This is a genomic window from Pseudomonas sp. FG86 (genome assembly GCF_057808775.1).
Genome location: NZ_JBMDIS010000023.1, coordinates 39,344 through 52,432, shown reverse-complemented (window position 1 = coordinate 52,432; position 13,089 = coordinate 39,344). Strand labels below are relative to the sequence as shown.

The window sequence follows — 13,089 nt, the reverse complement described above, 5'->3', positions numbered from 1 at the left end:
ATAACGTCTCTATCAAATGTCTGTCGCCGCTCATGCCTATAACACCGCTTGCCAGCCGTCCCCACGACCACTCTCACTGCGTGCATACCGCGCTGTCGGAAGCCGATACCCTGTGCGCACAGAAGGGCTTGCGCCTGACTGCTTTGCGTCGGCGGGTGCTGGAGCTGGTGTGGCAAAGCCACAAGCCACTGGGCGCCTACGACATTCTCGGCGTGCTCAGCGAGCAGGACGGGCGCCGCGCCGCGCCGCCCACGGTGTATCGCGCACTGGACTTCCTGCTGGACAACGGCCTGGTACACCGCATTGCCTCGCTCAACGCCTTTGTCGGCTGCAATCACCCGGAACACGCCCACCAGGGCCAGTTCCTGATCTGCCGCAAGTGCCACGCCGCCATCGAGCTTGAACAAAAAAGCATCAGCGACGCCATTATCACGAGTTCCGCCGATGTCGGCTTCAAGGTGGAAGGGCAAACCGTCGAAGTCGTCGGTCTCTGCTCCGGTTGCCAGGGGGCTTGATGAGCAATGCGCTAATCCGCCTGGAGCAGGTCGGGGTCACGTTCGCCGGGCAAAACGTGCTGGATAACATCGCACTGAGTGTGGAGCCGGGGCAGATCGTCACCCTGATCGGCCCCAATGGCGCCGGCAAGACTACCCTGGTGCGCGCTGTCCTCGGCCTGCTCAAGCCCGACACTGGCAGCGTGTGGCGCAAGCCCAAGCTGCGCGTCGGCTATATGCCACAAAAACTGCATGTGGACCCAACGCTGCCATTGTCCGTGCTGCGTTTCCTGCGCCTGGTACCCGGCGTGGACCGCACCCGCGCGCAGGCGGCGCTCAAGGAAGTCGGCGCTGAACACGTGATCGACAGCCCGGTGCAAAGCATCTCCGGGGGCGAAATGCAGCGCGTCTTGCTGGCCCGCGCCCTGTTGCGCGAGCCTGAACTGCTGGTGCTCGATGAGCCGGTACAAGGCGTCGACGTCGCTGGCCAGGCCGAGCTGTACAGCCTGATCACCCGCCTGCGCGACCGCCATGGCTGCGGTGTGCTGATGGTTTCCCACGACCTGCACCTGGTGATGAGTACCACTGACCAGGTGGTGTGCCTCAACCGTCATGTGTGCTGCTCCGGCCACCCGGAACAGGTCAGCGGCGATCCGGCGTTTGTCGAACTGTTCGGCAAGAACGCACAGAGCCTGGCGATCTACCACCACCATCACGACCACGCCCATGACCTGCATGGCGCCGTGGTCGACGATCCCGCGACACCTCACACCCACGTTCATGGAGATAGCTGCAAGCATGGCTGATTTTCTGCTCTACGCCCTGCTGGCAGGCTTGGCTCTGGCGCTGGTGGCGGGCCCCCTGGGTTCGTTCGTGGTCTGGCGGCGCATGGCTTACTTCGGCGACACGTTGTCGCATGCCGCGCTGCTGGGCGTAGCCATGGGTTTCCTGCTGGACGTCAGCCCGACCATCGCCGTGACGGCAGGCTGCCTGCTGCTGGCGGTACTGCTCGTGACCCTGCAACAGCGCCAACCGCTGGCCTCCGACACGCTGCTGGGCATCCTGGCGCCGAGCACGCTGTCCCTGGGCCTGGTGGTGCTGAGCTTCATGCATGAAGTGCGCATCGACCTGATGGCCTACCTGTTCGGTGACTTGCTGGCAATCAGCCCAACCGACCTGGCCTGGATCCTCGGCGGCAGCGCAGCCGTGCTGGTGCTGCTGGTGAGCCTGTGGCGGCCACTGCTGGCGATCACCGTGCATGAGGAGCTGGCCACCGTCGAAGGCTTGCCCGTCCCCGCTCTGCGCATGGCGCTGATGTTGTTGATCGCAGTGGTGATCGCTGTCGCGATGAAGATTGTCGGCGTATTGTTGATCACATCGCTGCTGATCATCCCCGCAGCCGCCGCCCAGCGTCACGCCCGCTCACCGGAGCAGATGGCGCTCGGCGCCAGCCTGTTGGGGATGCTTGCGGTATGCGGGGGCCTGGCGCTGTCCTGGTTCAAGGACACCCCGGCAGGACCGTCGATTGTGGTCACGGCCGCCGCCCTGTTTCTGCTGAGTTTTGTCCTGCCCCGTCGAGGGGTGTAGACTTGCTCGCTTTTTGCGCAAATAGAGAGTCGCAGGAATGAAGCCGTTCACCTCCCGTTATCTGCTCCTTGCCGCATTTTCCCTGCTGCTGGGCGCCTGTCAAAGCACACCGCCCGCCGCCCCAGAGGCACCTGACGCGCGCGCTGCGGCCATCGCACAGCTGGAGCAAAACCTCGCCAGCAGTGAGCTGGCCACCGCCGAAGACCAGCTCGCCGCATTGCAGGCCGAGTCGCCCAACGACCCAGCGCTGGAGGCGTACCAGCGCCAATTGGCCGAAGCCTATCTGCAACGCAGTCAAATCGTATTGCAAAAAGGCGATGTCAACGCCGCCGCCACCGCCCTGAGCCGTGCCCGTGCATTGATGCCCAAGGCCCCGGCGCTGACGGGTGGGGTAAACAGCGCCATCACCCACGCCCGCAAAGCCGAGCTGGACAAAGCCGAGGCCGCCCTGAAAGCCGCCGAAACCAAACCCGTCGCCAAGGTCATCGACCCGTCCGCCCAAAGCACTACCGTAGCGCTGAACCTCACCGATATCGAAGAACTGCGCCATCAACTGGACGCCATCGCTACCGATGTCGTGAATTACCAGTGTGAAGTCAGCCTCCAGGTGCCGCGCACCCAGGATTACCCGTGGCTGGCCACGTTGCTGACCAAACGGGTGAAGCGGATTGATTCGGGGTATGACCTGAAGATTCAACGGCAGATTCTGAAGAACATCTCGGCGCAGGTTGTGCTGACTCCGCGTAAGGCGGAATGACGCATCGGGGGCAAGTCGAATCGTCGCACCGTCCCTCCCACATTTGAAATGTATTCCAAATGTGGGAGGGCGCTTGCCTCCGATGACGATCTAACAAACAACCAAAAAATCAGGCCGGGATCGCCTTGGCCTTCGGCTCACGATCCCAAACCCGATGCTGGGCAATCGCGGCAAAAAACGCCTTGAACGCTTTCGCATCCGAACCAACGATCAACCCCGCATCCGCCTCAAGCTTGAGCAAATCCAGAAATGGCTTCGCGTCACTGGCCACCGTGATCGCTTTCAGATGCTTGTAGGCTTCCAGCAGGAAGTGCAACGCCACACCATCACCGCTCAAGGCTTTCACCGAGTCTTTCCCGCCAGGCACGAACACCGCATCAAACGCAATGGACGGCATGCCTTCCATCGACGCATCCACCTTCAGGCGCTTGCCATCAGCCGTCTTCACCGGCGCCGAAGTCGGCCCCAACAGCTTGGCATGGGCACCCTCAGCTTCCAGCGCCTTCTTCAGCGCATCAATCGCTGTGCCATCCACGCCATCAGCGGCAAGGATCGCCACTTTGCGCGTCTTGATATCGCCCGACAGCAGGTTCACCTGGCTCAGCGCCGGCGACTCTTTCAATGACGTCTTGCGTGGCGGTACCGTGCCCTTGGTCGGCGCCGGTAAACCGAGGTTCTGCGCCACGCGCTTGGCCAGTTCCAGATCGATATTGGCCAGAATCTCGTTGACCTGGCGCGCACGGATAAACTCACGCTCCACCTTACCCAACTCGAAGCTGTACGCCGCGATGATGTGCTCTTTCTCATGGTGGCTCATGCTGTTGAAGAACAGCGTGGCTTGGGAAAAGTGATCGCCAAACGACTCACTGCGTTCACGGACCTTGTTCGCGTCGACCCGCTCGTAGTAGGTCTCAAAACCGCCATCCTGAGCAGCTGCCGGGGTTTCTTTGGGCCAGCCGCCGTCAATCGAGTTCGGCTCGTAGGCCGCACGGCCCTTGTCGATCACCGTGCGATGCTGGGCGTCGCGCTGACCATTATGGAAAGGCACTACCGGCCGGTTGATCGGCAGCTCATGGAAGTTCGGCCCTCCCAGTCGGCTGATCTGGGTATCCGTGTAGGAAAACAGACGGCCTTGCAGCAGAGGGTCATTGGTGAAGTCGATACCTGGGACGATATGGCCAGGGCAGAACGCAACTTGCTCGACTTCAGCGAAGAAGTTGTCCGGGTTGCGGTTAAGCACCATCTTGCCCAGCGGGGTGATGGGCACCAGCTCCTCGGGGATGATCTTGGTCGGGTCCAGCAGGTCGAAGTCGAACTTATGCTCATCTTCTTCGGCGACGATTTGTACACCCAGCTCCCACTCAGGGTAATCGCCACTTTCGATGGCTTCCCACAGGTCGCGGCGGTGGTAGTCGGTGTCTTTACCGGCAAGCTTTTGCGCCTCGTCCCACACCAGCGAGCAGGTGCCGACCTTTGGATGCCAGTGGAATTTCACGAAGCTCGACTTACCTTCGGTATTGATCAAGCGGAAGGTATGAATACCGAACCCCTGCATGGCGCGCAGGCTTTTTGGAATGGCACGGTCGGACATTGCCCACAGCACCATGTGTGCCGACTCCGGCTGCAGCGAGACAAAATCCCAAAACGTATCGTGCGCCGAGCCGCCGGTAGGAATCTCGTTGTGCGGCTCAGGTTTTACCGCGTGCACAAAGTCAGGAAACTTGATCGCATCCTGGATGAAAAATACCGGCATGTTGTTGCCCACCAGGTCGAAGTTGCCTTCGTCGGTGAAGAACTTCACGGCAAAGCCCCGCACGTCGCGCACGGTATCGCCCGAACCACGCGGGCCCTGCACCGTAGAAAAGCGCACGAACACCGGGGTTTTATGCTCGGGGTTCCGCAGGAAGCCAGCCTTACTCAGCGCTGAATGGTTTGCATAGGTCTGGAAATACCCATGGGCGCCCGTACCACGGGCATGCACGATGCGCTCCGGGATACGTTCGTGATCGAAGTGCGTGATTTTCTCACGCATGATGAAGTCTTCCAGCAGCGACGGGCCGCGGGCGCCGACTTTCAACGTGTTCTGGTTATCGGAAATCTTTACGCCTTGGTTGGTACGCAGCGCCTGGCCGGTCGCGTCGGAACGGAATGCCTCCAGGGCCTGCAGCTTGGCGTTGGTGTTGCCACGGTCCAGGGTATCGGTACCCGCGAGTTCACTCTTCGGCGGGGTAGCTGGCTTCTTGGTACTCATCAGACAAAACTCCTTATTCAAAGTGGCCAGAGCGGTCCCCGGCTCGTTTGAGCAAAACCCCAGGCACGGCACCTGGGAAATCGCGTTGCTTAAGTAGTGACTGACGCAGTTTTGTACCGTTCCTTTTTTATGACCTTTGATCGCGTTATTGCCAAATCGCTGGATGAATGCGAAATAAATGCTAAGAAACGCTATACGGACAGGCTAAAATGCGCGCCCGGCTAACCGCTGATCCCTTTTCCATGCGCCCCACAAGGTTCGCTACGTGATCGAGTTTCATAACGTCCATAAAACCTACCGCGTCGCCGGTAAGGATATCCCCGCACTGCACCCCACCAGCCTGCGCGTAGAGAACGGCCAGGTGTTTGGCCTGATCGGCCATTCGGGTGCGGGTAAAAGCACCCTGCTGCGCCTGATCAACCGCCTGGAAGAACCCAGCGGCGGCCAGATCAATGTCGACGGTGAAGAAGTCACGGCCCTGGACGCCAACGGCCTGCGTCGTTTCCGCCAGCAGGTCGGGATGATCTTCCAGCACTTCAATCTGCTGGCCTCCAAGACCGTTGCCGACAACGTGGCACTGCCGCTGACCCTGGCCGGCGAATTGTCCCGCAGGGAAATCGACCAGCGCGTGGCCGAATTGCTCGCTCGTGTCGGGCTGTCGGACCATGCCAGGAAATACCCGGCGCAGTTGTCCGGCGGCCAGAAGCAGCGCGTCGGTATCGCCCGCGCCCTGGCGACCAAACCCAAGATTCTGCTGTGCGACGAAGCCACCAGCGCCCTCGACCCGCAGACCACCGCCTCGGTCCTGCAATTGCTGGCCGAGATCAACCGCGAGTTGAAACTGACCATCGTGCTGATCACCCATGAAATGGATGTGATCCGCCGCGTGTGCGACCAGGTCGCCGTGATGGATACCGGCGTGATCGTCGAGCAAGGCTCGGTGGCCGATGTGTTCCTGCACCCCAAGCACGCGACCACCAAGCGCTTCGTGCAGGAAGCCGAGCAGGTCGATGAAGGCGAGCAGCGCGATGACTTCGCCCACGTACCAGGCCGTATCGTTCGCCTGACATTCCAGGGCGAAGCGACCTACGCGCCCCTGCTGGGTACCGTCGCTCGCGAAACGGGGGTGGACTACAGCATCCTCGCCGGGCGTATCGACCGCATCAAAGACATCCCCTACGGGCAACTGACCCTCGCCGTCACCGGCGGCGACATGGAAGCGGCCTTTGCGCGCTTCACCGCCGCAGACGTCCATATGGAGGTCCTGCGCTAATGGAAGTCCTGTTGAGTTTCTTCGCCAATATCGACTGGTCCGAAATCTGGCTCGCCACCGGCGACACCATGATCATGTTATTTGGCTCGCTGTTCTTCACTGTGCTTCTCGGCCTGCCACTGGGCGTGCTGTTGTTCCTGTGCAGCCCGCGCCAGTTGTTCGAACAAAAAGGTGTATACGCGCTGCTGTCGCTGATCGTGAACATCCTGCGTTCGCTGCCGTTCATCATCCTGTTGATCGTGATGATCCCGTTCACGGTACTGATCACCGGCACATCGCTGGGCGTGGCCGGCGCTATCCCGCCACTCGTCGTCGGGGCAACGCCATTTTTTGCACGGCTGGTGGAAACCGCCTTGCGCGAAGTCGACCGCGGCATCATCGAAGCCACCCAGTCCATGGGTGCCAGCACGCGTCAGATCATTACCAACGCCCTGCTGCCCGAAGCCCGCCCCGGCATTTTCGCGGCGATCACGGTGACGGCGATTACATTGGTGTCCTACACCGCCATGGCCGGTGTGGTCGGCGCCGGTGGCCTGGGTGACTTGGCGATCCGCTTCGGTTACCAGCGTTTCCAAACCGACGTGATGGTGGTCACCGTGGTGATGCTGTTGGTTCTGGTGCAAATTCTGCAAACCGTCGGCGACAAGCTGGTGGTGCACTTTTCTCGAAAATAACGGCCATTGCCGGCCCCCGCCGGCACATGCCCGAACAAGGAGCTTGCTGGATGAAAAAACTACTGGTTGCTTTCGCCGCCGTCGCCGCGCTTTCCGCCCACGCCGAGACAATTACCGTCGCTGCGTCGCCGGTACCCCATGCGGAAATCCTCGAATTCGTGAAGCCTGCACTCGCCAAAGAGGGCGTGGACCTGCAAGTCAAAGTCTTCACCGACTACGTGCAGCCCAACGTGCAAGTGGCTGAAAAACGCCTGGACGCCAACTTCTTCCAGCACCAGCCGTACCTTGATGAGTTCAACAAAGCCAAGGGCACTCAGCTGGTGAGCGTCGGTGCCGTGCACCTGGAGCCCCTGGGTGCTTACTCGAGCAAGTACAAAAAGCTGGAAGACCTGCCGGACGGTGCCAACGTAGTGATCCCGAACGACGCCACCAATGGCGGCCGCGCGCTGTTGCTGCTGGCCAAGCACAACCTGATCACCCTGAAGGACCCGACCAACATCCTGTCGACCATCAAGGACATCACCGGCAACCCGAAAAAACTCAAGTTCCGTGAACTGGAAGCCGCCACCCTGCCGCGTGTGCTGACCCAGGTCGACCTGGCGCTGATCAACACCAACTACGCGCTGGAAGCCAAGCTGGACCCATCCAAGGACGCCCTGGTGATCGAAGGCAATGACTCGCCTTACGTGAACATCCTGGTAACCCGCGAAGACAACAAGGATTCGGACGCCGTGAAAAAGCTGGTTGCCGCCCTGCACACGCCTGAGGTGAAGCAGTTCATCCAAGAGAAGTACAAAGGCGCAATCCTGCCGGCGTTCTGATCCGACTCGGTCTCCAACACTCTGGAGATCAAAAAATGTGGGAGGGGGCTTGCCCCCGATGGCGGCAGATCAGTCAGCTTATGCAGCGACCGATACTCCGCAATCGGGGGCAAGCCCCCTCCCACATGTGTTTTGTATTACCTGTTACTTGCGCTGCAACAACCCCGGCAACTGCGCCACCAGCTTCTGGTTGTTCAGCGGCGCGCGGATAAAGCCACGCTGGGTGCCATCCGGGCCAATCAGCGCGAGGTTACCGCTGTGGTCGACGGTGTAGTTGGGCTTGCTGGTATCCGCCGGAATGAACGGAATGCTCACCGCATTCGACACCTTCTGCACATCGTCCACATTCGCGCCGGTCAAGCCCTGGAACTGCGGGTCGAAGTAGCCCAAGTACTGTTTGAGCTGGGTCGGTGTATCGCGGTTCGGGTCGACACTGACCAGGATCACCTGCAACTTATCCACAGCCTCCTTGGGCAGCTCGCTCTTGATCTGGCGCAGTTGGGCGAGCGTGGTGGGGCAGATGTCCGGGCAGAAGGTGTAGCCGAAGAACAGCAGGCTCCACTTGCCTTTCAATTCATTGACCAGCACCGGCTGGCCTTCCTGGTTAGTCATGCTCACCGACGGCAGCTGGCGGCTTTGCGGCAGCAGGATGATGCCTGCGTCGATCAAGGCGGTGGGGTCACCCTGGCCCTTGCCCGAGAGCACCTTGTTGACGGTCAGGCCCATGATCAACGCGACAATGGCCACCAGAATGAAGACAGTTTTTTGAGTTCGAGTCATAGGTTCAACAGTAAGTAGTGATCTACGAGCAGGGCGATAAACAGCAGGAACAAGTACCAGATAGAGTACTTGAAGGTGTTGATCGCCGCGTGCGGCTGAGCGCCACGGTACAGCACCCAGGCCCATTGCAGAAAGCGTGCGCCCAAAACCAGCGCGCACGCCAGGTAGAGCAGGCCACTCATATGGATCACATAGGGCATCAAGCTCACCGCCAGCAGCGCGAAGGTGTAGAGCAGGATATGCACCTTGGTGTAGTGCTCACCATGGGTAACCGGCAGCATCGGGATATCGGCCTTGGCGTACTCCTCTTTGCGATGAATGGCCAGGGCCCAGAAATGCGGCGGGGTCCAGGCAAAGATGATCAGCACCAGCAGCAACGGTTCGGCGCTGATATGGCCGGTGACCGCAACCCATCCCAACAGCGGCGGAGCGGCGCCGGCCAGGCCGCCAATCACGATATTCTGTGGGGTCGCACGCTTGAGAAAACCGGTGTAGATCACCGCGTAGCCGAGCAGAGAGGCCAGCGTCAACCAGGCCGCCAGCGGGTTGGTGAAGGCCAGCAACAGCGCGAGCCCTGCAACCGCCAGAAACAACGCAAAAGCCAACGCCGCAATAGGCGACACGCGCCCTTCCGCCATCGGCCGCTTGTGGGTGCGGGCCATCACCGCATCAATCCGCCGATCCACCACATGGTTGACCGCCGCCGCACCGCCGGCACACAGGGCAATGCCCAGGTTGCCGAACACCAGCACCGTCCACGGCACCCCTGCACGGGTGGCAAGGAACATGCCCACCAGGGAGGTGATGAGCATCAGCACCACCACTTTCGGTTTGGTCAGCTCCAGGTAGTCGCGCCAGACTGCCTGGCCGTGACGCGCGCCGATCAAGGTCGCCATGGCATCTCTCCTTTAAGGGTGGTGAGGCCGGATACCGGCTTGCGCGGAAGGAAGCGCCAGCCGAACGGCAGTTGATGACGCACCCGAACCAGGCTGGTGCGGGCGTGGTAATTGACCAATACCAGGGTCAGCAACAATGCTGCGCCGCCAGCATTGTGAGCGACTGCAACCGGCAGCGGCAGGTGGAAATACACGTTGCTCAGGCCCAGGCTGATTTGCGCCGCCAAAGCGATCAGCAACAGCCCCGCGAGCCGGGTCATGCCAACGACGCGCAACTGCCAGGCCAAGCCCAGCAGAACCAGGGTGACCAGCACCGCACCCACGCGGTGGGTCAGGTGAATGGCGGTGCGCGCGTCGCTGTCGAGCTGCCCGCCGAGATAATTGGGACCGATATGCTGGGTGAGGTGAAAACCATTGGCAAAGTCCGCCGCCGGCCACCACTGGCCATGGCAGGTGGGCAGGTCGATACAAGCCACCGCTGCGTAGTTGGAGCTGACCCAGCCGCCGAGCGCAATCTGCGCGATGACCAGCACCAACCCCGCGGTCGCCCAATATTGCAGGCGCCTGGGCACGATCAGCGCGGGCAGCACGCCGGACAGCCGCAGGGTCAGCAGGAACAACAGACTCAAGGTTGCGAAGCCGCCCAACAAATGTCCGGTCACGACTTGCGGCCAAAGTTTCAACGTGACCGTCCACATGCCAAACGCCGCCTGGGCAAACACCACCGCCAATAAAAACAGCGGCAACTTCACCGGCTGGCCCGGATCACGCCGATGGCTCCAGGCGCGCGCCGCCAGCAACACGATCAGCACGCCCAGGGTGCCAGCAAAGTAACGGTGGACCATCTCGCTCCAGCCCTTTTCCGCCTCCACCGGCGTATCAGGGAAATGCAGTTCGGCATGGGCCAACTGGGCCTCGCTTTGCGGCACGCTGATAAAGCCGTAGCAACCCGGCCAATCCGGACAACCCAGGCCGGCGTGTGTGAGGCGGGTATAGGCGCCGAGCAGCACAACGATCAGTGCCAGCAAGGTGGCAAACAACGCGAGGCGAAATCCAGGTTTGGCCATGACGATGCCCTTATCCGATGTTCGACAGTTTCAACAGGTGGCGCAGGTCGTTGAGCAAGTCCTTGCCCTTGACCTTGGCGTCGTAGCGCAGCACCAGGTTGCCGTGGGGGTCGACGATCCACAGTTGCGCGTCGCCCGGTGCGGCGGCGTTTTTGGTGAACGTCGAGAGATCCAGCGAGTAGCGCTGCAATTGCGGGTATTCGACCTTCAACTTGGCGTCATAGTCGGCACCGACCGGCTGTGCACTGGCCAGGGCATGGCTGGCGCGCGACGCATCGCGCCCGAGGCCGATCTGCAATTGGCGCGCGAGGTACACCAGTTGCTGGCAATCGGCGGCGCAGGCGGCGGGCGCGGTCACCAGCAACTGCCAACGCTGTTCATCGGCCTGCACGCCAATATCGGCGCGGGTCTGACCATTACCGATCAGTTCTCCGTGATAGCTGCGACTGTCCGGCACCCAGAACTGCAGTTTGTACATAAAGGTGGCCAGCGCCATCGGGCCGATCACCATCAGCAGGATCAGCATCAGTTGCCAGCGGCCTTTGCGCCGATCAGGCACCTCAGACATGTTGGGTGGATTCATGGCCGTTCCCATGGGGCTTCTCCTTTGTGGTGTGCCATCCGAGGTAGAGGTAAAGCGCCAGTAGCGCCAGCGCCATGGCGAACCACTGCACCGCGTAGGCCAGGTGTTTCTCCGGGCCCATCGCAACGATGGGCCAGGTGGTTTCGTACGTACCGGGGCCGGCTTCGGTGCGCAGTTCGTAGGCAAAACCGCTGCGTCCGAGCTCAGCCCATAGCGCAGCGGGGTGCAGCGCGGTCAACAGGCGCGGCCATTGCGCGGTCGTGGGGTCTGCATGCAACTGGAATGTTTCGCCGGGCGCGACATACACCCAGGCGTCGAGACTCAAAGGCTGGTCGGGTGTGGTGAAGGCGGGAAGGGTGCGCCGATCCGGCCACGGCAACCAACCGCGATTGAGCAACAGCCACAGGCCGCTGGCCTGGTCATGAAAGGGTTGCAGTAACTCGACACCGGCCTTCCCGTCGCGCATGCGGTTATCCAGCAACACACTGTGCTCGGCATCGAATTGCCCGCGCAGATGCACGCGGCGAAAGGCCGGGTCGGCCATGTCAGCGAGCTGCACACTGCTGATCGGCTCAGCCACGCGGCGTTCGGCATAGCTGTCCACCAGCAACTGCTTCTCATGGCCGCGCGACAGTTGCCAGAAACCCAAGCCCACCATCAACGGCAGCAGAATCATCACCACCAAGGTCGGTGCGATACCTGGACGAAAGCGTTTCATGGCGCTGGCTATACTTGTTTTCATTGCCCGCCCATCCCCTCAATGCCCACCGAAGCCAGGAACCAGACCATGCTCAAAGCCGCCATTGTCCTGATGCTGATCGCGACCGTCGTGAGCCTGTTCAGTGGCTTGTTCTTCCTGGTCAAGGACGAAGGCAACTCCAACCGCCTCGTCACTGCCTTGACCGTGCGTGTCGTACTGGCCGTGATCACCGTGGCATTGATCGCCTGGGGCTTTTTCAGCGGCCAACTGGTGTCTCACGCGCCTTGGTAAGTCGCCTCACAGCACATAGACGAAGAAAAACAGCCCGATCCACACCACATCCACAAAGTGCCAATACCAACTGGCCGCCTCGAAACCGAACTGATGCTCGGCATTGAAGTGCCCGCGCAGGATGCGCATCAGCATCACAAACAAAATGATGGTGCCGATGGTCACGTGGGCACCGTGAAAGCCCGTGAGCATGAAGAAGGTCGCGCCGTACACGCCCGAGCCCAGGGTCAGGCCCAGCTCTTTATAGGCATGGATGTATTCCTCGGCCTGGAACCCGAGAAATCCCAACCCCAACAGTACGGTGATCGCCAACCAGAGCTTCAGCGCGCCACGGTGCCCTTTACGCAAGGCATGGTGGGCAATGGTGATGGTCACGCTGGAGCTCACCAGCAGGATGGTGTTGACCAGCGGCAGGCCCCACGGGCTGATGGTGCCCTCGGGCGCGGGATACAGCTTGGGATCAGGGTTATTGAGCAACGGCCAGGTGAACTCGAAGTTCGGCCACAGCATGTGCGCGATGCCCTTATGACCTTCGCCGCCCAACCAAGGCCCGGACATGTGCCGCACATAAAACAACGCGCCGAAGAATGCGATAAAGAACATCACCTCGGAAAAGATGAACCAGGTCATGCCCCAACGAAACGAGCGATCCATCTGCGCGCTGTACAGCCCGGCACGGCTTTCCTTGATCACTGCACCAAACCAGCCGAACAGCATGTAGGCCAGCAGCAGACCACCGACGAAAAAGATCCACGGGCCGTGGGATTCCGGGCGGGCGGCCTTCAGATCGTTGAACCACACGGCCAGGCCATACACGGTGACCAGCATGCCAAGGGTGGCAATTATCGGCCATTTGCTTTGCGCCGGTACGTAGTACGTATCATGAGTCGACATGTATTCGTTCTCCTGATTAAG

15 protein-coding genes are annotated in these 13,089 nt (G+C 61.0%); 8 read left to right on the top strand and 7 right to left on the bottom strand.

Annotated features, from left to right (window positions below; all coding sequences use genetic code 11):
• Window positions 1-32: 32 nt before the first annotated feature.
• Genes ACODSV_RS16855 through ACODSV_RS16840 form a run of 4 tightly spaced genes read left to right on the top strand, consistent with a single transcriptional unit; the run spans window position 33 to window position 2,838 of the window.
• A complete protein-coding gene (locus tag ACODSV_RS16855; protein WP_069074946.1) occupies window positions 33-515 on the top strand; it encodes a Fur family transcriptional regulator in 483 nt (160 codons plus the stop codon).
• Window positions 515-1,300 carry a zinc ABC transporter ATP-binding protein ZnuC gene (gene znuC / locus ACODSV_RS16850; protein ID WP_102624630.1) on the top strand — a complete coding sequence of 262 codons (786 nt, stop codon included), beginning with the start codon at window positions 515-517 and terminating at the stop codon, window positions 1,298-1,300. The genes ACODSV_RS16855 and znuC overlap by 1 nt, the downstream gene beginning before the upstream one ends.
• The gene (gene znuB / locus ACODSV_RS16845) at window positions 1,293-2,081 is read left to right on the top strand and encodes a zinc ABC transporter permease subunit ZnuB (RefSeq protein WP_024072622.1); all 789 of its coding nucleotides are present in this window, start codon (window positions 1,293-1,295) and stop codon (window positions 2,079-2,081) included. Before znuC ends, znuB begins: the two co-directional genes overlap by 8 nt.
• 37 nt (window positions 2,082-2,118) lie before the next feature.
• On the top strand, window positions 2,119-2,838 hold the full coding sequence (locus ACODSV_RS16840) for a PA5502 family lipoprotein (protein ID WP_102624629.1): 720 nt from the start codon (window positions 2,119-2,121) through the stop codon (window positions 2,836-2,838).
• 109 nt (window positions 2,839-2,947) lie between these two features.
• On the opposite strand, the gene katE is transcribed toward ACODSV_RS16840, so the two are convergent.
• Complete coding sequence (gene katE / locus ACODSV_RS16835) at window positions 2,948-5,110, bottom strand: catalase HPII (RefSeq protein WP_263398839.1); 2,163 nt, start codon at window positions 5,108-5,110, stop codon at window positions 2,948-2,950.
• Between the two features lie 244 nt (window positions 5,111-5,354).
• Between katE and ACODSV_RS16830 the strand changes: the two genes are divergently transcribed.
• Genes ACODSV_RS16830 through ACODSV_RS16820 form a run of 3 tightly spaced genes read left to right on the top strand, consistent with a single transcriptional unit; the run spans window position 5,355 to window position 7,857 of the window.
• Window positions 5,355-6,362, top strand: a complete 1,008-nt coding sequence (locus ACODSV_RS16830) for a methionine ABC transporter ATP-binding protein (protein ID WP_150056246.1) — start codon at window positions 5,355-5,357, stop codon at window positions 6,360-6,362.
• Window positions 6,362-7,036 carry a methionine ABC transporter permease gene (locus tag ACODSV_RS16825; protein ID WP_024072618.1) on the top strand — a complete coding sequence of 225 codons (675 nt, stop codon included), beginning with the start codon at window positions 6,362-6,364 and terminating at the stop codon, window positions 7,034-7,036. The genes ACODSV_RS16830 and ACODSV_RS16825 overlap by 1 nt, the downstream gene beginning before the upstream one ends.
• A 50-nt stretch (window positions 7,037-7,086) precedes the next feature.
• Window positions 7,087-7,857: a MetQ/NlpA family ABC transporter substrate-binding protein gene (locus ACODSV_RS16820; protein WP_150056247.1), complete on the top strand. Its 771-nt coding sequence runs from the start codon at window positions 7,087-7,089 to the stop codon at window positions 7,855-7,857.
• A 144-nt stretch (window positions 7,858-8,001) separates the two neighbouring features.
• Here ACODSV_RS16820 and ACODSV_RS16815 read toward each other — a convergent pair whose 3' ends face one another.
• Genes ACODSV_RS16815 through ACODSV_RS16795 form a run of 5 tightly spaced genes read right to left on the bottom strand, consistent with a single transcriptional unit; the run spans window position 8,002 to window position 11,925 of the window.
• The gene (locus ACODSV_RS16815) at window positions 8,002-8,637 is read right to left on the bottom strand and encodes an SCO family protein (RefSeq protein ID WP_024072616.1); all 636 of its coding nucleotides are present in this window, start codon (window positions 8,635-8,637) and stop codon (window positions 8,002-8,004) included.
• On the bottom strand, window positions 8,634-9,533 hold the full coding sequence (gene cyoE, locus ACODSV_RS16810; protein ID WP_024072615.1) for a heme o synthase: 900 nt from the start codon (window positions 9,531-9,533) through the stop codon (window positions 8,634-8,636). The genes ACODSV_RS16815 and cyoE overlap by 4 nt, the downstream gene beginning before the upstream one ends.
• Window positions 9,521-10,600 (bottom strand): COX15/CtaA family protein, encoded by a 1,080-nt coding sequence (locus tag ACODSV_RS16805; RefSeq protein ID WP_024072614.1) that lies wholly within the window; start codon window positions 10,598-10,600, stop codon window positions 9,521-9,523. Before ACODSV_RS16805 ends, cyoE begins: the two co-directional genes overlap by 13 nt.
• A 10-nt stretch (window positions 10,601-10,610) precedes the next feature.
• Window positions 10,611-11,195, bottom strand: a complete 585-nt coding sequence (locus ACODSV_RS16800; RefSeq protein ID WP_024072613.1) for a hypothetical protein — start codon at window positions 11,193-11,195, stop codon at window positions 10,611-10,613.
• The gene (locus ACODSV_RS16795; RefSeq protein WP_150056058.1) at window positions 11,161-11,925 is read right to left on the bottom strand and encodes an SURF1 family protein; all 765 of its coding nucleotides are present in this window, start codon (window positions 11,923-11,925) and stop codon (window positions 11,161-11,163) included. The genes ACODSV_RS16800 and ACODSV_RS16795 overlap by 35 nt, the downstream gene beginning before the upstream one ends.
• A 45-nt stretch (window positions 11,926-11,970) precedes the next feature.
• Here ACODSV_RS16795 and ACODSV_RS16790 point away from each other — a divergent pair, with 45 nt between their 5' ends.
• Window positions 11,971-12,174: a twin transmembrane helix small protein gene (locus ACODSV_RS16790; RefSeq protein WP_150056057.1), complete on the top strand. Its 204-nt coding sequence runs from the start codon at window positions 11,971-11,973 to the stop codon at window positions 12,172-12,174.
• Between the two features lie 6 nt (window positions 12,175-12,180).
• Here the strand turns inward: ACODSV_RS16790 and ACODSV_RS16785 are convergent, their stop codons facing one another.
• Window positions 12,181-13,068, bottom strand: coding sequence for a cytochrome c oxidase subunit 3 (locus ACODSV_RS16785; RefSeq protein WP_024072611.1), 888 nt, complete (start codon window positions 13,066-13,068; stop codon window positions 12,181-12,183).
• Between the last annotated feature and the right edge of the window lie 21 nt (window positions 13,069-13,089).